Annotated in this window: 23 protein-coding genes; 9 read left to right on the top strand and 14 right to left on the bottom strand. The window is 61.9% G+C overall.

The genetic code is table 11. The features are described 5' to 3' along the window. Positions 1-409 precede the first annotated feature (409 nt). From E5P2_RS31355 to E5P2_RS31345, 3 genes are all read right to left on the bottom strand, one after another. Positions 410-1,504 carry a hypothetical protein gene (locus E5P2_RS31355; protein WP_162571064.1) on the bottom strand — a complete coding sequence of 365 codons (1,095 nt, stop codon included), beginning with the start codon at positions 1,502-1,504 and terminating at the stop codon, positions 410-412. A gap of 707 nt (positions 1,505-2,211) precedes the next feature. Beyond that, positions 2,212-2,661 carry a helix-turn-helix domain-containing protein gene (locus tag E5P2_RS31350; protein ID WP_162571063.1) on the bottom strand — a complete coding sequence of 150 codons (450 nt, stop codon included), beginning with the start codon at positions 2,659-2,661 and terminating at the stop codon, positions 2,212-2,214. Continuing rightward, positions 2,645-3,670, bottom strand: coding sequence for a tyrosine-type recombinase/integrase (locus tag E5P2_RS31345; RefSeq protein ID WP_162571062.1), 1,026 nt, complete (start codon positions 3,668-3,670; stop codon positions 2,645-2,647). The genes E5P2_RS31350 and E5P2_RS31345 overlap by 17 nt, the downstream gene beginning before the upstream one ends. Before the next feature lie 419 nt (positions 3,671-4,089). On the opposite strand from E5P2_RS31345, the gene E5P2_RS31340 reads away from it, so the two are divergent. Further along, a complete protein-coding gene (locus E5P2_RS31340) occupies positions 4,090-4,527 on the top strand; it encodes a hypothetical protein (RefSeq protein WP_068673893.1) in 438 nt (145 codons plus the stop codon). An 88-nt stretch (positions 4,528-4,615) separates the two neighbouring features. Beyond that, positions 4,616-5,338, top strand: coding sequence for a DUF262 domain-containing protein (locus E5P2_RS31335; RefSeq protein ID WP_162571061.1), 723 nt, complete (start codon positions 4,616-4,618; stop codon positions 5,336-5,338). A 118-nt stretch (positions 5,339-5,456) separates the two neighbouring features. On the opposite strand, the gene E5P2_RS31330 is transcribed toward E5P2_RS31335, so the two are convergent. Further along, entirely contained in the window at positions 5,457-5,702 is a 246-nt protein-coding gene (locus tag E5P2_RS31330) for a hypothetical protein (protein WP_068673897.1), read from the bottom strand. 112 nt (positions 5,703-5,814) lie between these two features. On the opposite strand from E5P2_RS31330, the gene E5P2_RS31325 reads away from it, so the two are divergent. Beyond that, on the top strand, positions 5,815-6,204 hold the full coding sequence (locus E5P2_RS31325; RefSeq protein WP_162571060.1) for a hypothetical protein: 390 nt from the start codon (positions 5,815-5,817) through the stop codon (positions 6,202-6,204). 57 nt (positions 6,205-6,261) lie between these two features. Here E5P2_RS31325 and E5P2_RS31320 read toward each other — a convergent pair whose 3' ends face one another. Beyond that, entirely contained in the window at positions 6,262-7,152 is an 891-nt protein-coding gene (locus E5P2_RS31320; protein ID WP_162571059.1) for a hypothetical protein, read from the bottom strand. A 235-nt stretch (positions 7,153-7,387) separates the two neighbouring features. On the opposite strand from E5P2_RS31320, the gene E5P2_RS31315 reads away from it, so the two are divergent. Both E5P2_RS31315 and E5P2_RS31310 read left to right on the top strand, forming a co-directional pair. Then, complete coding sequence (locus tag E5P2_RS31315) at positions 7,388-7,777, top strand: hypothetical protein (RefSeq protein ID WP_068673903.1); 390 nt, start codon at positions 7,388-7,390, stop codon at positions 7,775-7,777. Between the two features lie 143 nt (positions 7,778-7,920). Next, positions 7,921-8,277 (top strand): hypothetical protein, encoded by a 357-nt coding sequence (locus tag E5P2_RS31310; RefSeq protein ID WP_162571058.1) that lies wholly within the window; start codon positions 7,921-7,923, stop codon positions 8,275-8,277. A gap of 111 nt (positions 8,278-8,388) precedes the next feature. Here the strand turns inward: E5P2_RS31310 and E5P2_RS31305 are convergent, their stop codons facing one another. The 3 genes from E5P2_RS31305 to E5P2_RS31295 form a co-directional block, all read right to left on the bottom strand. Next, on the bottom strand, positions 8,389-9,300 hold the full coding sequence (locus E5P2_RS31305) for a S49 family peptidase (RefSeq protein ID WP_162487226.1): 912 nt from the start codon (positions 9,298-9,300) through the stop codon (positions 8,389-8,391). A 99-nt stretch (positions 9,301-9,399) separates the two neighbouring features. Further along, positions 9,400-9,792, bottom strand: coding sequence for a hypothetical protein (locus E5P2_RS31300; protein ID WP_068673909.1), 393 nt, complete (start codon positions 9,790-9,792; stop codon positions 9,400-9,402). A 142-nt stretch (positions 9,793-9,934) separates the two neighbouring features. Beyond that, positions 9,935-10,342 carry a hypothetical protein gene (locus E5P2_RS31295; RefSeq protein WP_068673911.1) on the bottom strand — a complete coding sequence of 136 codons (408 nt, stop codon included), beginning with the start codon at positions 10,340-10,342 and terminating at the stop codon, positions 9,935-9,937. A gap of 137 nt (positions 10,343-10,479) precedes the next feature. Between E5P2_RS31295 and E5P2_RS31290 the strand changes: the two genes are divergently transcribed. Beyond that, a complete protein-coding gene (locus E5P2_RS31290) occupies positions 10,480-11,067 on the top strand; it encodes a ribonuclease HII (protein WP_068673913.1) in 588 nt (195 codons plus the stop codon). A 294-nt stretch (positions 11,068-11,361) separates the two neighbouring features. Here E5P2_RS31290 and E5P2_RS31285 read toward each other — a convergent pair whose 3' ends face one another. The 6 genes from E5P2_RS31285 to E5P2_RS31260 all read right to left on the bottom strand — a co-directional run bounded on the left by E5P2_RS31285 (position 11,362) and on the right by E5P2_RS31260 (position 14,997). Next, positions 11,362-11,907, bottom strand: coding sequence for an alpha-ketoglutarate-dependent dioxygenase AlkB (locus E5P2_RS31285; RefSeq protein ID WP_068673915.1), 546 nt, complete (start codon positions 11,905-11,907; stop codon positions 11,362-11,364). Positions 11,908-11,977: 70 nt separating this feature from the next. Next, complete coding sequence (locus tag E5P2_RS31280) at positions 11,978-12,538, bottom strand: hypothetical protein (protein WP_162571057.1); 561 nt, start codon at positions 12,536-12,538, stop codon at positions 11,978-11,980. Positions 12,539-12,751: 213 nt separating this feature from the next. After that, entirely contained in the window at positions 12,752-13,285 is a 534-nt protein-coding gene (locus E5P2_RS31275; protein ID WP_068673919.1) for a macro domain-containing protein, read from the bottom strand. Positions 13,286-13,343: 58 nt separating this feature from the next. After that, complete coding sequence (locus tag E5P2_RS31270; protein ID WP_068673922.1) at positions 13,344-13,841, bottom strand: regulatory protein RecX; 498 nt, start codon at positions 13,839-13,841, stop codon at positions 13,344-13,346. Between the two features lie 22 nt (positions 13,842-13,863). After that, positions 13,864-14,310 (bottom strand): NUDIX domain-containing protein, encoded by a 447-nt coding sequence (locus tag E5P2_RS31265; protein WP_068673924.1) that lies wholly within the window; start codon positions 14,308-14,310, stop codon positions 13,864-13,866. 12 nt (positions 14,311-14,322) lie between these two features. Beyond that, positions 14,323-14,997, bottom strand: a complete 675-nt coding sequence (locus E5P2_RS31260) for an NUDIX hydrolase (RefSeq protein ID WP_162571056.1) — start codon at positions 14,995-14,997, stop codon at positions 14,323-14,325. 224 nt (positions 14,998-15,221) lie between these two features. Between E5P2_RS31260 and E5P2_RS31255 the strand changes: the two genes are divergently transcribed. The 3 genes from E5P2_RS31255 to E5P2_RS31245 all read left to right on the top strand — a co-directional run bounded on the left by E5P2_RS31255 (position 15,222) and on the right by E5P2_RS31245 (position 17,546). Beyond that, positions 15,222-16,094, top strand: a complete 873-nt coding sequence (locus E5P2_RS31255; RefSeq protein ID WP_162571055.1) for a cysteine hydrolase — start codon at positions 15,222-15,224, stop codon at positions 16,092-16,094. A 62-nt stretch (positions 16,095-16,156) separates the two neighbouring features. Next, a complete protein-coding gene (locus E5P2_RS31250; protein WP_162571054.1) occupies positions 16,157-16,882 on the top strand; it encodes a hypothetical protein in 726 nt (241 codons plus the stop codon). Positions 16,883-16,922: 40 nt separating this feature from the next. Next, positions 16,923-17,546 (top strand): hypothetical protein, encoded by a 624-nt coding sequence (locus tag E5P2_RS31245; RefSeq protein WP_068673933.1) that lies wholly within the window; start codon positions 16,923-16,925, stop codon positions 17,544-17,546. Positions 17,547-17,599 lie beyond the last annotated feature (53 nt).

Genomic DNA, 17,599 nt, shown 5'->3' with positions numbered 1-17,599 from the left:
CCGGACACCCTGCAGTCGGTCTACGCAAGCTTCGTGGACCACGCCATTGCGAAAGGGCTCTGGGAGGTCAAGGACCACAAGTTGCGCACTCTCTCCGAGGTTGAGTCCGAATCGTGGCTGGGAGAGTATGAGGACCTCGTGGGCCACATGTCCGATTTTGGGCGGCGGCAGACTGCTGCGGGTGAGGCCTTGGGAAAAGCTCTGCCCGGCTACAAAGCGGAGTTGGCTCAAGGGCAACGGCCATTGCCCGCGTCGACTCGTGAGCTAGCCAAGGGACTCATGAGCCACATGGCAGCTAGCGGAGGGATGGCGAATATCAATGAACTGCTCCCTTTCACTTCGGAATATGGCCCGTGCTTGAGCCCACGCATGACAGAAGAGCTGTACGACCTCCGCGCTGAACTGTCCGTCACGTCAGCTGCGTCATCTCGTCGGAGACGCGCGGACTGAACGCTTCCCAGTAGCGGATAACCGTCGGGATGGATATTCCCAGGGCCCGCGCAATGACTTTCGGATGGGTCAGCCTCCCTCTGAAGAGGGAGGCCATGGCCGTGGTGAACAGTTCGTGGGCGCTGACCCCTTCCTGGTTCAGGATGTAGCGCAGGCCTTCCGGCGTAAACGGTCGGCCAGGCAGTTGTCCTGGGAACAGGTAGTCATCAGGCGCCAGGAACTCGCCCCTTGCCTCTTCAATGGCGGCCAGGTAGTCCAGGAGCATCCGTGCGAGTGGCTCGGGCAGCGGAGTTGAAACCGGGCCGAACCTTGCGAACACGCGGCCATCTTCGTGGACCCTGAACACCTTCCTGCGCAGCCGACATACCTGCACGGCCTTGCGCGCATACAGCAGCATGAACAGGCACATCAGCGCGTTTCGGGGGTGCACGGATTCGTCATGGAGCCAGCGTTGAATCAGGGCGCGAGCCCGCGGCTCCGTGAGCAGGTGATGGTAGGGCAGCGCACCCTTGGGCGGTGACACGAGCTCCAGCTTCTGGAACAGCCTCTCGCGCCGGTTGAGGTATTGAATGAACGAGTGCAGAGCATTGCGTTGCCCAGGCAGTTTTGTCACAAAACGCTCAAGGGCGAGCCGGTCGATGGCATGAACCGAGGTCACGTCGTCATCCAGCGTCTCCAGAAACCGCTTTGCTGCGCGCAGCAGGAGCGTGACGGTACGGTCCGTGAACCGTTCGTGGTCACCGACCCAGCCGTGCTCACGCCAACGCTGTTGGCAGCGCATCAGGAACGCGAGGTAGCGACGCAGGATTTCCTGTTGCCAGCCGCTTTCCACTCGAGCGAGCAAGCGACTTCGCGTACTCATGCCGGAATGGGCGACTGACTGCTCTAAATCGACGCGAGCATTGGCATATCGCGCAGCCATCCAGCTGAAGGGGACCTTGTGCCGACGCAAACCCTCGGTTCCAAAAGTGTTGAGCAACGCGATGGAGGTTAGTTCGCCGGCAGAGGTACAAAGCTCTCCCACCGCCGCAAAGAACCTGGCGTAGCGTCTCAACTTGACCTTGGCGCGTCCGTTGAGGAGCTGTCCGGCGTAGGCCCCCGCGAACTCGAGGAAGCACGCGCGAGCCCAAGGTGCCGCAATCTGGCTGGCCAGGCTTGCTGCTTCCTCCTGGACGCCGCGGCGTCGGTAGCAGCGCTCACACTCGGTAGACGAATGTCGCCGGCCCTGCTCCCCGCACGACGGGCACTGGAACGGTTGGCCGCTTGCGCAATGGCGGCAAAGCGGGTGGCCTTTCGCATCGCGTGCAAAGACACGCCGGTGCTTTCGGCAACCTCGGCATGTCTGGCAGTCACCTCGGGCGCAACCTGCGCAGACCCGCTCCGTCAGGCCGATGGCTCGGTTGCTGCTGAAGTGACGGCTTTCGCGACCACAACGGCAGCAGGTCCTGGGTGGCTCGTAGAAGCGTCTGCAGTACGCGCAGACGTGGCCACCAGGGACTTCGAACGAGCGTCGAGAGACCGGTTTAGCGCAACGCAGGCAGCCAGGTCGCGCCGCGGCCCGGCAACTGCGGCACAGCGCCTCACCCTGCCCGAGGTACGTCCTAGTGGAGGCACCGCAACCGCTGCACGCCACGGCGATGAAGTCGCGCTGGTAGCACGCAAAGCAAACAGGTCCGTCGGGAAGGAAAGCCTGCGGCTCGTCTGTGAAGGTCTTGCACAGCGCGCAGGGCTCGCTCGATTTGGCCGAACTGGTGTTGCTGCTCATCCAAGTTCATCCTCGTCCAGGCGCAGCACCAACGAACTCATGTCGGGTCCGCAGACACCGTCGTCCGGCGCCGGCGCGATGGTGGCCGGCGGTTGCGTGCCGTCGGCCCCCGTCACCGGTGGCTCCCCTCCCTCCTGGCGCGGGGCCTCTGCGACGGAGGCCTTCGTCGGCGTGGCCTTGACCTGCCTTCTGCCGGTACGCGAAAGCCTGAGCAGCTCGTCGGCGCGGCAATCGAGCTCGACCATCAACGCCAGGATGAGCTCGGTGCTCAGGCGCTGCGGCAGCTGGGAGACGATACGGGCCAGCTGGCGGTGGGTGATGTCCACCTTTCGGGACTGCAGTCGCCGATGCAGCTCGGCGCTGCTACGGATGCCCCGCTCGGACATGACGGTATGCAGCCGCCACTGCAGCGCGGGGGCCTCCTGGACGTCAATCCGAGTCGCCATCGTCACGTTCCTTCAGGTTCCTCTTGATGACCTTGCTGAAGTCTTTCTGTACGAACTTGTCGGGGAAGTGGGTGTACCCCTGCGTCGTGGCTTGGTGGCGGTGACCGTGGCGAAGCCGCACGCTCTCGGATGACAAGCCCAGCATCGTGTTGTTGGACACCGAGGTATGCCGCAGGCAATGCATCACAAGCTCCTCGGACAGACCGGCCAGGCGCCGCATTCGCACAAAGGACCGGTAAAGCGCGCTGTAGCTCAGGCGCTTGCCTTGCTCAGAGAGGAACAAGGCCTTCTCCCCGTTGGCCGCGTTGCCCAGGAAGTCTGGGCGTACCTCGTCGAGGTACCACTGCAGGAGTCGGCTGAGGTCTGGGTTCAGGATGGGGACGCTGCGCCACACGCCCCCTTTGCCGTAGACCCTCACCAGGCCGAACCGTCCCATCTTCGGATGCTTGGGGTTGCGCTCAAAGGAGTCGATGTTCAGTCCCAAGACTTCGGCTGCGCGCAACCCGAGCTCGAGCACGGTGCAAAACACGACCTTGTCGCGTCGCAGCGCTTTCAGTGCCTTGGAGCGTTGCTGGTGAGCCAGACGAATCTCGAGGTCCATGCGTTCGATGAGGGCCTGCGTCTCGTCATCGGTGAATGACCGTCGGCTGCTGTCGGCCTCGAGCTCTCGTACACGCACGTGCACGATGCAGTTCTCGGGCGTTGCGACCTGCACGAGCTCCTGCCCAGTGACGTCGCGCACGCGTTGCCGTAGCCGCGGCTCCCTGCCCACGTAGTCGTAGAACAGGCGCACGCTGGACTGGTAGCGCCGCTGCGTGCCCGCGCTAACCCCACGCTGCTGAAACAGGCTGTCGCCCCACTGCTCGAAGTGGTGCGGCTGCGTATGGCCTGGCGGGCATTGGGCATGCCGCATGAAGTCAAAGATGATGCCTTCTTCCAGGGTGACGGTCCGCTCGCGATGGCGAAGGCTGCCTCGGTGGACGCGATAGGCCTCCAGGAGTTCATCCACGAGCTGCCGATGGGAGTCATTGGCCCAGGACAAGCGTTTTAGACGGGTCGGTTGCGCGTCTAAAGCATTACGGTTAGTATTCAAAGTACAACGAACTGTATTGTTGAGGGAGTGCTGCGCGATGAGGGTCTTGCAGCCGTCCCAGTATGACGTTTTAGGTCATGAAGTCGCAAGAGGTGACATGTGAAGCGGCGCTTCATGTGCGCCCATGACGTTGGATGTCGAAGATGGACATCTGTTGGCGCGGCATGCGCGCCTAAGTCATTGATGCAAAAAGGGAAATCCGCGCTTTAGCGACCCTGAAGGGTGCCCTGCGAACCCGATTGATTCGGGTGCCTATATGGTGCATAGGAAACATTTTTTGGTTGTTCGCCAGAGTTCGTCATCGAGCGCTGCGCGTCGTCCATCGAGGCACACATATGGAAATCGCAAACTTTATTGGGTCGCTGGTAACACTAGCCCTCGTCGTTGCTGCCGTCGGCGGTATGACAAAGGTACTGATTGTGTCTGTCTGGGAGCAAGGTCTCCTTGGCAAGCAAATCAGTGGCGCCGAAGCATTCCTAGCCATGTTGAAGGCTATGTTGAAGCTGTCACGCTTCTTCATGTCTCACATGCTGGCTACGGGATGTTCCGTAGCCATGTTATTTGCGTCCATTGTGATGGATGCGAATTTCACTGCTTCGTTGGGCTATTCAACGATTGCTTTTGCAATCGCTGTGCTCGCAACGCCTTCTGCGATGCGCGTTTTGAGGGCTTCTGCTCTCAGTTTCGTGCTTCGATTGAAGTTGCGCAGCAAACCGCTGCTTTTTTCTGAACCCCTGATTCATCATTCGCAAGCTTCCCGCTTGCACTCCTGATTCCAAACCTCGCTTAACGCGAGGTTTTTTTTGGCCTCCCGCGACCGTCAGCTATACGGCGCAGGACAACATCACAGGACTAGAACGAATGAACATTCAGCAAAATTCGGTGTTCCTCATCAACCTGCTGAAGGACCTAACCAACGCGCGGCTCTTGCCCGCCGGCTTCCAACGCCCCTACGTTTGGACAAGGGCCGATGTAATGGCGCTTTTGGAATCCATCCTGCGCGGCTACCCTATCGGCGCCTTCCTGCTCTGGTCCCCCTATGGCCGGGCCGACATCAGTCAAGCCGGCCGTACAAGGCTGGGCCCCGTGCACATGCTGCGCGGGAACTCCACGAGTTCGCTGCTACTGGACGGCCAGAACCGGCTTGCGACCCTCGCTTGGGTGGCCCGTGACGAGGCGAGCCCCCTTCCTGACGACCTGACGACTGCCGAACGAGCAGTGTGGGCCGACGGCAAGGCGCTGGTTGCCAACCTCCGGGAGAAGAAGTTGGAGTTCGTCGACCAGGCAGAGGCTGACTCGGGATTCCGGCTGCCGGCGCGAGCCCTGCTCAGCAGTCTGGTCGCAAGCCCGCTGATGCGCCGCCGCTGGACCAACGAGTGGGCTGGTTTCGAGGAAACCGTTCTCAACGATGGCCTGAAGTGGTTCGACGAAGCTTCTGGGGCATTCTCAGGAGCGCGCGTGGTGGTCACCGAGATGGAGTACGCCACTGCGCAGGAAGCAAAGGACGCGTTTTTGCATATCTGCAAGGTCGGCGTCCCCATGGCCGCAAGCGACTTCGATGCCGCGCTCTCTTGGGTTCCGTGATGGGCCCCGCGGGATGATTCATCCCCCCGCAGCTTGAGCTGCCGGGGGATTTCCTTTTTGGCTGAAAAAAATCCCCTGTAGACAAGGAGTCGACAGGGGATTGAAGAACGAGGCGCCTTTACGCCGCCTCGAGTGCAGCAGCGCTGACCGCGGCATAGTCCTGAGCGTCCATTGGGACGCCGAGTACCTGATAGTCCGGCGTCCGCAGACAGGCGACGACGAACGCTTCCAGGGCAACCCCGTGGAGTTTGCCGTCACGCACGCCTTTGCGCCGCATATCGGCAACAAGGTCGATGTCCGTGTGCCAGTACTTGCGGCCTTCGAAGAAGCGCCAGTTGCCGATGAACACGATTTTGTTGGGCATGGAGATGCTCGCTGAGTTGACCTGCTCGGTATAGGGCCGCCTTGCCGGCGTCTCTACAGGAAGTAGTACATCGGCACGTTGTGCCCCTCCTGTAATCAAAAAGGCAACATAAATGGCGCAATTTAACGTCGAATTCGACGCTACCGGCTTTACCCGCAACGCTACGGTCTCCGCAGGCCAGTTGAGTGACGCGTTCATCCAGGCGTTCAATGCCCGTCACGCGAAGGCTCGGACCTTCCCGAAAGGCGTGGCGACCCTGGTGCGCGGCCAGGTTTGCCCGGAGCGCTCTGGTAACCGAGCTGGAACCCGCTGCTTTGTCACCATCGTGTTGGCAGTCGAGGCCCCACATGAGGAGGCCGCGGAGAATTTCTATCCTCCAAGTGCTTTCCTGAAGCTCCTCTTCGATGTGCTGGGCGAGAACCAGGGCAACGAAGCCTCTCTCAGCCTGGAGCGAGGATGGGAAATCACCGCCATCGAATCGCTCGAAACCGAACTGGCCTAGCCATCATTCCGAACACTCCCCTTGAAGCAAGTGCTTTGAGGGGAGCTTTTTCGTGCTTCAGGCGGGGGTCGCCAGGTACTCGTCGCGTTTGACAGGAGTTGCTCGAGGACCACCCCTGCCCGAATGCTGCTCCCAGTACCCGAGGACCAACTCCATGATGGGTTCCACGTTCTTGCCGGAAAGCGCGTTTGCCTCTCGTCGATGCTTCAAGGCTTCGGCACACTTGAAGGCTGCTTCGAGCTCCTTGCGTCGTTCGAGCGGCACCTCCTTTGGATGCTGAATCGCAGCTGCAAAGGCCTGTACCTCCGGCGCCCGGCTTTCCTCCTTCGATGCGACGACCAGCAGTGCTGCCAGGGCGCCAGCAGGAAGCCCGCTGCGGCCCGCTCGAATTGAAATGGGGTCGAGCACCTGAATACCCTTGCGCAGCTCGTAGACGGCCTTACGGATGTCGCGGTCGCCGGCAGCCGCAGCGACAGCTGACACGGCCTGGCCTCGCACGAAGGCCGGGCTGGTGAGCTTGCCCAGAAGGCCTGAGCGACGTAACCCTTCCTCAAATGCATCCCGGCCCCGCTTGACGGCCGCGCGGCTATCGACGGCGTCATAGAGCTTCTCTGCATCCGTGATGCTCTCGCAATCGGCAACCCCCAGCCACACCTGGGCAGGAGCAACCTTCCCCTCGTGCAGGATGGCGGTGATGCGGGTGTACCCGTCAATCAGTCGAGTCTTTCCGTCAGCAGTCCGTGCTGCAAGAAAGTTGACGTGCAGGGGGTTGTCGGAACCTGTGATGTGTCGAGCTTCCTTAGCGCGGCGCAAGTGATGGCGCTGTACGCGAAGCACGGACTCCTTGTACATCCCGAGCACAACATCGAAAGGGACACGGACCCAATGCATGCGGTCCGCGGTGGGTGAATCAGGGCCAACGAAGGCGGGGAGTTTGGGAATGTCCATAAGTGCACCTTCGCGTTGGCTCAGTTTGAATCCAATTACGCGGGCTATCGCGACGTTCGGAGAATAGCCTTTCCAGTGCCTTTGCGCCAGATTGGGCGCACTAACGGAGGGGGAAGTGTTGCCGGCCAGCTTCATCTCGCCGCCCCAACCTTGCGGGAGCGAGCCTGCGGTTCGCGATGTGCTCGCCAAACTCATATGGCTACACCGAGCATCTAACCCAACAGGAGCGCTACCTTTGTCCAAGTACGAGACCACCCTCGTTGTTCACGCCAGCGCGACCGCAATCAACGCGTTCAAAGCCGAAGTCCTGCCTCTTCTAAAGGCGAGAGGGGTCGAGGTTCGGCGCGAGGAACCGACCGCCATGTGGCTGCACGAGACCAAGCCCTCGGAGAGCATCTTGTCGGACGTCTGTCATGGCCTCTCTCTTCTGCGCCCGGCTCTTTCGCTGTTCGTCAGCCTGGACCGTGGACCAGCGGGAGAGCAGCTTTGGTACGTGCGCGAAGGAGAAACGCTTGCGTATCGGCAATCCGGTGGCCACGAAGGCGCAGAGGCGGTCAACCGCGAGTACGGACCGGTCGGCTTTCTTCAGGCAGCCTTCGAGCAGTTCTGCCTTCGCTCGGACTAGCAGCTCTCCGATTCCTCCGTGAAACGCCCTCCCCCGAGGGCGTTTTGCCGTGTTGGCAGCGGCGGTGCCTAAGGGTTAGACCTCGCCGCCGGCCACTCGAGCTCGTATCTAGACGAGGCAGGTTAACTCAGTAAGGACGCTTCATGAACGCCATCGCTCTCCCGCACTCTTCGGTTCCCGCTGTCGAGTACTCGCATTTCGACCTGGTTCATTGGCTCAAGGTGAAGGCTGCGCGCGCTCAACGCAATGCCTTCTACCCGTCGCACCACTACGTGCCCGGCCATCCCCTGGTCGGCAAGCAGGTCATCGACAAGACGACCGGCCGCAAGTACGTCGTGGAGAATGTCCGGAAGGACTGGCTTCGAGGTTGGTTCCTCCGAGCCCAGCTTGTGGTCAACGGCAGCCACCGCGTCTGCCTCATCGACAACTTGTGCTGCCGCGACGCAGGGATTCTCAAGGAAATCGACCGCTTCAAGGCAGAATTCTCGACGGTTCACTAAGTCTCTTCTTCTGCGCCTCCCCAGGAGGCGCTTTTTTCTTGCCAGTCGTAGACCGGGTTGGGCCATGAGGAAAGGCGCCAATGGCGCCCTCCTTTGGACTCAGCAATGACCCTATCGGGGAAGGAGTTGCGGGCCTTCGACCTCTGGCTTGAGGAGCGCCGCAGCTTGCACGCTGACGCCCGAGATGAGGGACTCCAGCAGACCACGCGCCGGCGCGTACTCATGGATGTTCTTGGTGCCGAAGCTTGCCTGGGCCGCAGATTCGATATCTCCGAGGGTGTCAGCAAGGCCGAGTTGAACGGCCTCTTCGCCCGTCCAAACGGTTCCCGAGAACAAATTCGGTGTCTCCATGTGAAGTCGGGCACCCCGGCCGGCCTTGACCGCATCGATGAAGTGCTTGTGGATGGCCGACAGGAGCTCCGACTGCTTCGTCCTCTCGTCGTCCGTCTGGGGCCCGAACGGGTCCATCATGTTTTTTGACTCACCTGCGGTCACGACCCGGCGTTCCACGCCCAGCTTGTCCATCAGACCCTGGAAACCGAAGCCCTTGGTAATGACGCCGATGGAGCCAGCGATGGTGGAGCGGTTGACCACAATCTTGTCCGCTGCGACGGAGATGAAGTACGCGCCCGAGGTCATCATGTCCTCGGCGACCGCCACCACTTTCTTCTCCGGGTATTGCTTCTTGAGCTGCAGGATGCGGTCGTTGATGAGCGCCGACTGGACCGGCGTGCCTCCCGGGCTGTTGATGCGCAGGATGACGCCCTTGGCGTTCACGTCAGCGAAGGCCTTCTCCAGGAGGGGATTCAGCCGCTCGGCGCTGGCCGCCTTGCCTGGTCCGATTTCGCCTTCGATGCGAATCATGGCAGCGTATCCACCGGGAACGATGGGCTGGGCCGCGGACTTGAAGAAGCCGAAACCGAGCACGCCCAGATAGCTCAGGCCGAGGGTCGCGATGACCGCGTACTTCGCGTAGGTCAATCGGCGGGAGAGCCGTCGGTCCGCGAGGAGGTCGTCGAACATGCGACGCTCGAGCGTCTCTTTGCGGTCAGGAGTGTATTCAGTTGTCATCGCGGGTCTCGCTTGGGGTGGCACTGCCTGGGGGCGACCCGCTCGGGGTGGTCAGGGTCTTCCGTCAGGGTTGGACGGCTCGTATAGCGAAAGCACCGCCTGAAGCAGCCGATGGGCGTCCTCCTGCTCCACCTTCTGCGAAACCCAGCCGAGCAAGGTACCCACCAGCGCCTGCTCGAGGATTTCCTCCCTCCGGGCTGCAGTTGGAACTTGCAGGTAGCCCTCGCATTCCACAACGCGGGCAACGTCCTTTGCCAGCAGCGACTCGGCAATATCGCTCTTGAGGAGCCGTGCAGCATCGTCCGGCAGGCCGGCCTGAAGGATGAGAGTGACGGCCTGCGATTGGGCGCGGTGGATGACGTCCAGTGCCATGGCTTGTGCCAGCACGGAGAGCTTGCGGCGGCTGTCGTTGTAGGTTCGTTCCGTGAGGGCCGGGAATTCCATTGGGTGTGCTGCGTAGAGTCGTTTGCACATCTAGAGCATTCGTTTAGCCGGAAGTACTCTTTGGTGCTGGCTCTGCGTTCTTCGTTAGCCTGGCAGGCAGAAGAAAACGCCCCGGAAGGACCAAGGCGTTCGTTCAATCAGTTCAGCGGTCGTACACGGCTTGGATGACCCTGAAGAGCCCAGCCAGCTTTTCGACGTCCTTTCGGTTGTAAAGCCGGTTGCGGTGCCCACAGCTTGGGCAGACGAATTGACCTTCACCTCGATGCCAGGTGTCGCCGCCGCTGCAGCCATGCGGGCCCTCATACCAGTGCGTCTGGATGTAGGTCAGTTCGCCGATGGAGGTGACCGCACCGCAGCCTTGGCCGAAGTTGTTGCGCTCGCAAGCGACGGGCGTTTGTCGCAGCAGCCCGCTTCGGATTTTTCGCAGGCGGTCCATCTCCGCCTGTACGGCGGCAAGTTCAGCCTCATTTTCCGCCAGCGCTTGGTTGAGCGCGACTGAGCTTAGAGGGTCGGTCGCATTTGCATCGGTGGGCGCAAGAGAGATTGTCATGTCATTCCTTTCTGTTGGTCCTGCCCCGGTGTAGCGAAGCCGCCCGGGCCAGCGGCTAAACGACGGCGCCTATAGGGGGACGGACCAGAGACTTGGCGAATCCCTCGAAAAGCTCACAGGTCTCGAAATGGCGCCACATGAGCAATTCCCCCTTCAAGCTGGTTTGCGGTGTTGACGAAGCAGGCCGCGGCCCGCTCGCGGGGCCTGTCTATGCGGCTGCGGTCATCTTCCGCGACGTCTTGGTTCCAGGCCTCGACGATTCAAAGAAACTGAGTGCACGCCGACGCGAGGCTCTTCTGCCGCTCATCGAGGAGCATTGCTGGGTAGGCGTCGGGGTGGCCACCGCCGAGGAAATCGACAAAATCAACATCCTGCAGGCGACCTTCCTGGCCATGGAGCGCGCCGTTGCCGCCTTGCCCGTCCGTCCGGACCTGATTCGCGTTGACGGAAACCGGCTGCCACGCTTCGAGAACTTTGCAGCCAACCAGCTGGAGAGCCTGGTCGGCGGTGATGCCCTATGCCCGCAAATTTCCGCCGCGTCCATCGTTGCCAAGGTGCGCAGAGACCGGCATATGGTCGAGCTGGACGCGCGTTACCCCGGCTATGGCTTCTCCAAGCACTCCGGGTACGGCGTTGCCGCCCATATGGAAGCACTACGCACGCGCGGTCCCTGCCCCGAGCACCGGCAATCGTTTGCTCCGGTCCGGGCGGCCGCGCGTCGATAGGAAAGCCATCGCGCCCGACCAAGGAAAACTCCGTCGAGGTGGCGGGGTCCGGCGGGAATCAAGCGGCTGCTAACAGCTTGCGCTGACCCGGGAGCGCAGCGGGCCCACCACCGCGATTCACTCCCCGCCCTTAGGGATAGCGCCCTTAGCCTTTTGCTGTGTTTCGCACGGAGTCGTGCCGGCCTCAGTCCCCCGCCGGCCGCGCCTTTGCCTCCTTCGTTGGATGCACGCACGGCGGCAAAGAAAAAGCCCCGAGGCCAGCTGCGGCTTCGGGGCTCGTAGGGTCAGTTGTTGTCAGGCGACGTAGCCGCGGAACGTCAAGCTGATGCGCGTGCCGCAGGAGAAGCCGGCCTTTGGGATTTTGTGGTCCCACAGGTCTTGCATACCTGGGGCCATGAGACACAGGCTTCCATGCTGGAGCTTGAGCCGCTCGATGCTTTCCTTGTCGCCTCTGCGTCGAAACATGATGTCGCGCTCCGCGCCGACTGTGACGATGCCAATAGGGCGAGCGTCGTCCATTTCGCTGGAATTGTCGCCATGCCACCCAAGGTGGTCACGCTGGTCTTCGTATCCGTTCAAGAAGCAGACCTCGAACTTGGTGTTCGTGCGCTCCTCGAGAGCCGCCTTGATGTCAAGGACGACCGGATGCCAAGGCTGTGGCTGGTATTCGCGCTTGAACTCCTCCACCCCGTAGGCGTAGGGCACCGGATGCTCGTTGGAGTAGTACTCACGACGCGGCGTCGTGCCGCGGCGTTCCCAGGCGAGCTCGTTCCAAAGCGCGTTCAAGACGGCGTCGGGGTCTTTCAGAAATCCGGGGATGTACGTGATTGGCGCGTTCATGGCTCTTCTCTTTAGCGTAGGAGAAGCATTTTAGCACGACCGATACGTTTTAGGAAGCCCTCGACCTAAACTAAATGTCAGTGTTCTGGACCGACCCTGAACTGCCGAAGACCCTTCGCAGCGGCCGCACCCAGTACCCTCGCCTGGACATGAAAACGAGGCTCCAGGCCAGTGCAATTCCTGTTGTGCCCAACGCTTGCATCAAGATTTCGAGAGGGTCGGCCAGGAGCGTTCCAAGTCCGTAGGCAATCGCGGGAGTCAGGCCGGCGCCTGCGCAGAACGCAAGCGCCTGGAGCGCACTCTTGCCGGCATGTATCGACCAGCGGCCCCAAATCTCTTGCATCGCGGCTCGCTCGGCGGCAGACATGCTCGGGTGGCTCTGTGCCGCGAACCCAGCAGCGTCGAGGCGAATGCGAAGGCCTTTGAGCGCCGCTCGCAGCGTCAACGTGGCTGCCAGGGCGCCAGCCAGGGCGGGGCTGAACAGCCAACTTGCAGCGCCTGTCGCGTAGAAGAATGCCGCGCCGGTGAGCGGGAGGCTGGATGTCCGCGTCACCCCGTAGACGGGGGAGTCCAGGAATTTGAGGATTTGAGCGGTTCGGGCGCGAAGCGCCTGCGTGCTGCGCGCGGTCATGGGAAGCAGGCTAAAAGCCCCTCCCTGCGAAAGTCGAATCTCATCATCTGCTTCTTGCCTGTTTGGCGCCAATGATAGCTGTCGCCTCGTGTCCGAAACGCGCCTCGGTGCGTCCCAAATCCCGTCAATGCGCGACGAACATCACGCCCAACCCCATAAGAAAACCACCGCCCTTTGGAAAAGGAGCGGTGGTTGAAGTAGAGAACGGATTTCTTACTCGACGGTTGCGCCGGGGAGGAGCCACAGGTCGCTGTCGATGTTCTTCATCGAGCGTTCGATACGCTCGCGGACCTCGGGCCACTTGCCTCGGGCAAGGCCGCAGCCAATGAGGGGGTAGTTCACCGGCATCTTGGTTGCCGCGGCAATCATGTAGATGCGGGCAAACGCAGCTTCGATGGCCGGATAGTCGGCGAAGACGCGGGTGCTGGTGTCGTCGCTCGTGGCGTAGTCGTATTGCGTCATGGCGTTGACGACGATGACTCCCTCGGGGATGCTCTCGTCGAACTGGCTGATGTGCCTCATGAGCTCGGGCTGCTGCATGCGCAGCTTTGGATTGGCCACCGCGACGATGTCGCCGAGCTGCAGGCCGAACACCTCGAAGCGGTTCATGTAGGCGCGGTAGGCGAACGGGTAGCGGTTTCGAATGGCCTTGGCCATGCCGGAGCCCATCTTGCCGAAGCAGTTGCAGCCGTGGACGATGATTCCTTGCTGGGCCAGGAGGTCACCGGTGTTGAAGCGGATGGTCATGAAGGGTTCCTTTGTGTGTTGTCCTGCAGCCGTATAGGCAACTCGACCCCTCACCCCTTTAGACAGGCCGTCCATCCTCCTCTTCGGCGCGCCGCTGGGCCTCTGCGTGGAGGTGACGCATGGCGGCCTTGACCGCCCCACCAGAAAATCCCCGCGATGCCAGGTACCGGTAGGCCTTGGCCTTGAGGGCCTCGTCGAGGGGCTTTCCCTCGAAACGCTCCGCAACGCGTAGGGCGCGTGTCTCCTCGGGCTCGAGCTGCTCGAGCTGCTCAGCCGCGAGCTCTTTGGAGATGCCTTTGGCCGCAAGCTTCGCGGTCACGCTGCGGTTGCCCAGTCGGAGGGCGGAGGTGCGCGCGGCACCCGCGGCAAACCGCCCGTCATCCTGGAAGCCGTGACGCTGCATTTCACCCACCGCAGAGGTCGCCTCCTCGGCCGGGTACCCGCGGTTCGTGAGCTTGTCCTGAAGCTCCCTGGCCGAGTATTCCCGGCGGCTCAGGAGCCAGACGGCGTAGGACTTTGCAGAGCGCTTCGGTGGTTCGCGAGTGTGCTTGGGCATGAGCCTGTGTAGCGGCCGGGTTTCAGCGTTTTGGTCCGGCGATTGCCTCGAGGCCCGGCAACGTTCGGAGAAGCGCCGTCATCGAAAGCGCGCAGTACTTCGGTACTTCCGGCAGGTCCACCCACCTGTACTCGTCGACCTCAGGCGTCAAGACGCCGGTCCGGAAGTGAGGGAAATGGCTTGTGCACTGGCACCGGCCCAGGTCGCAATCGGCCTCCGCCAGCGTCGTTGTGAACAAATGGAGGTCCTTGCCGGACCTGTAGGCGAAAAGGCCCACTTCCCGAAGCGCTTCGGCCGCCAGCACCAGCCCTGTTTCCTCCAGGACCTCCCGGACCGCTGCCTCCCTGGGCGATTCACCGGGTTCGGCACCGCCCTTGGGGATGTCCCAGTGGCGCTGGCCCGTGGCATGGGCCACCAGGAGTTGGCCGGCCGCGTTCCGGATGAGCACGCCGCACGATGTGGTCTTCATCGCGTTGCCGCCTCAGGACAGCAGTGCCCGCTCGACGGTCGAAAGCTTGTGGCGGAACTTGCGCTTCAGGCGGTAGATTTGCGCGGGCCGCTGCGAGATGACCTCGGTCTTGGCGCCAGGAATCTCTTCCACCAGGTCGAGCTCGTCCACCTTTCGGCGAAAGCTCACCTTGTTCAGTGTCTTGCCCAGCACCGCTTCGTAAACCGACTGCAACTCAGGCAGCGTGAACTGCGGGCCGCACAGATGTGCCGGCAGCGATGAGTAGATGCTCTTGCTGCGCACGCGCTTGACGGCCGCCGCAACAATGTCATTGTGGTCAAAGGGCAGGTCTTTGACGGCGCTGACGGGCAACACCTGCATTCCCGCCTGGTCGGCGGCTTCCAAAACCTCCAGCGGCATCAGCGCGTAGTAGACGATGGAGACGGACCATCCGCGAGGGTCGCGCTCCGCGCCCGAGAATGTCGCCAACTGCTCGAGGTAGGGGCTCGTGACCCCGGTCTTGGCCTTGAGAACGCGCAGCGCCGCATCAAACGCTGTGTTGTCTTCGTCGGCATGGATATAGCCCCCGGGCAGGGCGTAGCTGCCGGCGAAGGGCTCTTTGTCCCGCTTGAAGAGCGCGACGTGGAGCTTGTGCTCCTTCAGGGTCAGTAGCACGACGTCGACCGTGCAGATGACAGTTTGAAACATGGGATTCCTCTTTAGAGGGAGCTTTGTGGGATAAGCCTGCGGGAAGGCCGTTAGTATCATTATAGAACTAACGACACTTTTTGGGCAAGGCCACGACAAGGCCCCTCCCCTTGCCTGTTCCGCACTCATTTTTTTTGCGCTGGGCGCCCTCGATTCCGCTGTTAGTTGCACGGAGAAACTAACGATGCTATACTGAGCACAACACAACGGCAAAGGAGCTCCGCATGAAGCACAACATCCACCTTCTCGTCATCGACCCGCAAAACGACTTCTGCGACCTGCCGTCCGCCTACCTGCCCGCGGACCCACTGAAGCCTGGCGAGGTCCTCCGGCCGCAACTCGCCGTCCCCGGCGCGCACGCTGACATGCTGAGACTGACCGAGCTCCTGAATCGCGGTCTGCGCGGCCTCTCGGATATCTCCGTCACGCTGGACTCCCATCACCGTGTGGGCATCGAGCGCCCGGCCATGTGGATGAAGGGTGACGGTTCGCCCGTTGACCCGTTCACCCAAATCACCGCCGCCCAGGTGCGAGCTGGCGCCTATCTGCCGCGCCACCCGAAGGCCACGGACCGCGTGCTGGCCTACCTGGACGCGCTCGAGGCGGGTGGCCGCTACGTCCACATGGTTTGGACGCCACACTGCGAAATCGGAACCTGGGGGCACAACGTGCACGCCGATGTGCGCGCCGCCTACGTCGCATGGGAGGAGGCGTTCCTCGGCATCGTAAACAAGGTGACCAAGGGCTCGAACCCCTGGACCGAGCACTACAGCGCGGTCATGGCCGAGGTTCCGGCGGCCGACGACCCCACCACGCAGCTCAATCGCGGCCTCATCGACATCCTGGCCCAGGCCGACATAGTGCTCATTGCCGGCGAGGCGGGCAGCCACTGCGTCAAGGCCACGACCGAGCACATTGCCGACAACTTCGGCGCCGACAGTCTCAGCAAGCTGGTGCTCCTGACCGACTGCATCTCGCCGGTAGGTGGGTTCGAAGCCCAGTACCAGTCGTTCCTGGCGGACATGACCGCTCGCGGCCTGCGTACGGCGACGTCGACCGACGTGCTGGGCGAACTCGTGGCCAACGGGCGCAAGTAACCTCTAAACCGCTTGGACCGGGCGGGTTGAGACAACCCGTCTCTAGACCAGAAAGGATTCCCATGAAACTCGTTGATGACACCATGACGCTCGGCAGCGTCTCCGGCTTTGCGTTCTCCGCCGTCCGTCCAGAGACGCTCGGCTCGACGGAGTACACCCTTGTGACCGTCGTGATGGACAAGACCGGCTCGGTTTCCTCGTTCGCGGACGAGTTGAACAAGCTCAAAGTCACGGTGGTCGGTGCTTGCAGAAAGAGCCCTCGTGCCGAGTTCCTCCTGCTGCGCGTCGTCGAATTCAATCGCAGCGTCGACGAGGTGCACGGGTTCCTGCCTCTGAATCAGGTGGATGTGGCCTCGTACGTGGCCCCAACCTGCGAGGGGCTGACCGCCTTGGCCGACGCCACCTTTGCCGCGGTAAGTGCAACCAACGCCTACGCCAAGACGCTGGCCCAGCAGGACTACCTGGTCAACGGCATCGTCTTCATCGGCACCGACGGCGTCGACAACGATAGTCGCATGCGGCCAGCGGACATCCAGAAGGAGATTGTGGGTGCGTTGAAGGGCGAGCACATCGAATCGCTGCGCACCGTCCTGATTGGCATCAACGCCGCCCAATACGCCCGCGAGCTCCAGGCCTTCCAGGTCGAAGCGGGCATCGACCAGTACGTCGACTTGGCGGATGCAACGCCACAACGCCTGGCCAAGCTCGCGGACTTTGTCAGCCGCTCCATCTCCGCGCAGTCCCAATCCCTTGGCACTGGCGGTCCCAGCCAAGCTCTCGTCTTCTGAGAACGCCCGGCCAGGCTTCGCTCAATCTAGCCTTTGCTTCATGCCTACCACCAACGTTCGCTGCCTTAGTCAAATCCTGGACTACCTGCAAATCCAGGACCTGCTGGACCTTATCGACGAACCTGCCCACACAGCCTGCAAGCACATCCTCGCGGACAACCGCAAGCTGTTCGAGACCACGCGCGGGTCGACGCACAACCATCAGGCCTGGGATGGGGGCTACCTGGACCATGTGGTCGATTCGATGAACTACGGTCGCCACCTGTATGCGCTGACCAAAGCGTTGGGTCGCCCGCTGCCGTTCTCGATTTCAGACGCATTGCTCATCCTGTACCTGCACGACCTCGAGAAGCCTTGGCGCATATTGGTGCACTCCGACGGCCAGGTTGTAAACCGCCAGGGCCTGGATACCAAAGCCGCGTTCAAGGCTTTTCGCGCGGCCAAGCTGCAGGAGTATGCGTTGGTACTGACACCTGCGCAGCTCAACGCGCTGACGTACGTGGAAGGCGAAATGCAGGACTACTCGAGCAACGGTCGTGTGATGAACGAGCTCGCGGCGTTCTGCCACATGGTGGACGTCTGGTCTGCGCGTATTGGTCATGCCTATCCGGTGGATGGCGATGAGTGGCATGGCGCGGGCCGCTTTCGTCAGTTCCCGGGGTGAGCAGCACCCCGTCCGCTTCACGGGCTAAAGCCCTCGAAATCCTACTTCTTTCT

This window comes from Variovorax sp. SRS16 (assembly GCF_901827165.1).
In the GTDB taxonomy this organism is placed as follows: domain Bacteria; phylum Pseudomonadota; class Gammaproteobacteria; order Burkholderiales; family Burkholderiaceae_C; genus Variovorax.
The sequence above is the reverse complement of the archived record's forward strand: the minus strand, read 5'-3'. Positions and strand labels throughout refer to the sequence as shown.

What these genes read in the sequence shown, in the direction of transcription:
- E5P2_RS31265 (WP_068673924.1), bottom strand. Translation starts at nt 14,310, where the DNA reads ATGAAGACCACATCGTGCGGCGTGCTCATCCGGAACGCGGCCGGCCAA.
- E5P2_RS31300 (WP_068673909.1), bottom strand. Translation starts at nt 9,792, where the DNA reads ATGGAATTCCCGGCCCTCACGGAACGAACCTACAACGACAGCCGCCGC.
- E5P2_RS31245 (WP_068673933.1), top strand. Translation starts at nt 16,923, where the DNA reads ATGCCTACCACCAACGTTCGCTGCCTTAGTCAAATCCTGGACTACCTG.
- E5P2_RS31330 (WP_068673897.1), bottom strand. Translation starts at nt 5,702, where the DNA reads ATGCCCAACAAAATCGTGTTCATCGGCAACTGGCGCTTCTTCGAAGGC.
- E5P2_RS31250 (WP_162571054.1), top strand. Translation starts at nt 16,157, where the DNA reads ATGAAACTCGTTGATGACACCATGACGCTCGGCAGCGTCTCCGGCTTT.
- E5P2_RS31320 (WP_162571059.1), bottom strand. Translation starts at nt 7,152, where the DNA reads ATGGACATTCCCAAACTCCCCGCCTTCGTTGGCCCTGATTCACCCACC.
- E5P2_RS31310 (WP_162571058.1), top strand. Translation starts at nt 7,921, where the DNA reads ATGAACGCCATCGCTCTCCCGCACTCTTCGGTTCCCGCTGTCGAGTAC.
- E5P2_RS31270 (WP_068673922.1), bottom strand. Translation starts at nt 13,841, where the DNA reads ATGCCCAAGCACACTCGCGAACCACCGAAGCGCTCTGCAAAGTCCTAC.
- E5P2_RS31255 (WP_162571055.1), top strand. Translation starts at nt 15,222, where the DNA reads ATGAAGCACAACATCCACCTTCTCGTCATCGACCCGCAAAACGACTTC.
- E5P2_RS31340 (WP_068673893.1), top strand. Translation starts at nt 4,090, where the DNA reads ATGGAAATCGCAAACTTTATTGGGTCGCTGGTAACACTAGCCCTCGTC.
- E5P2_RS31290 (WP_068673913.1), top strand. Translation starts at nt 10,480, where the DNA reads ATGAGCAATTCCCCCTTCAAGCTGGTTTGCGGTGTTGACGAAGCAGGC.
- E5P2_RS31335 (WP_162571061.1), top strand. Translation starts at nt 4,616, where the DNA reads ATGAACATTCAGCAAAATTCGGTGTTCCTCATCAACCTGCTGAAGGAC.
- E5P2_RS31350 (WP_162571063.1), bottom strand. Translation starts at nt 2,661, where the DNA reads ATGGCGACTCGGATTGACGTCCAGGAGGCCCCCGCGCTGCAGTGGCGG.
- E5P2_RS31325 (WP_162571060.1), top strand. Translation starts at nt 5,815, where the DNA reads ATGGCGCAATTTAACGTCGAATTCGACGCTACCGGCTTTACCCGCAAC.
- E5P2_RS31285 (WP_068673915.1), bottom strand. Translation starts at nt 11,907, where the DNA reads ATGAACGCGCCAATCACGTACATCCCCGGATTTCTGAAAGACCCCGAC.
- E5P2_RS31295 (WP_068673911.1), bottom strand. Translation starts at nt 10,342, where the DNA reads ATGACAATCTCTCTTGCGCCCACCGATGCAAATGCGACCGACCCTCTA.
- E5P2_RS31305 (WP_162487226.1), bottom strand. Translation starts at nt 9,300, where the DNA reads ATGTTCGACGACCTCCTCGCGGACCGACGGCTCTCCCGCCGATTGACC.
- E5P2_RS31280 (WP_162571057.1), bottom strand. Translation starts at nt 12,538, where the DNA reads ATGACCGCGCGCAGCACGCAGGCGCTTCGCGCCCGAACCGCTCAAATC.
- E5P2_RS31260 (WP_162571056.1), bottom strand. Translation starts at nt 14,997, where the DNA reads ATGTTTCAAACTGTCATCTGCACGGTCGACGTCGTGCTACTGACCCTG.
- E5P2_RS31275 (WP_068673919.1), bottom strand. Translation starts at nt 13,285, where the DNA reads ATGACCATCCGCTTCAACACCGGTGACCTCCTGGCCCAGCAAGGAATC.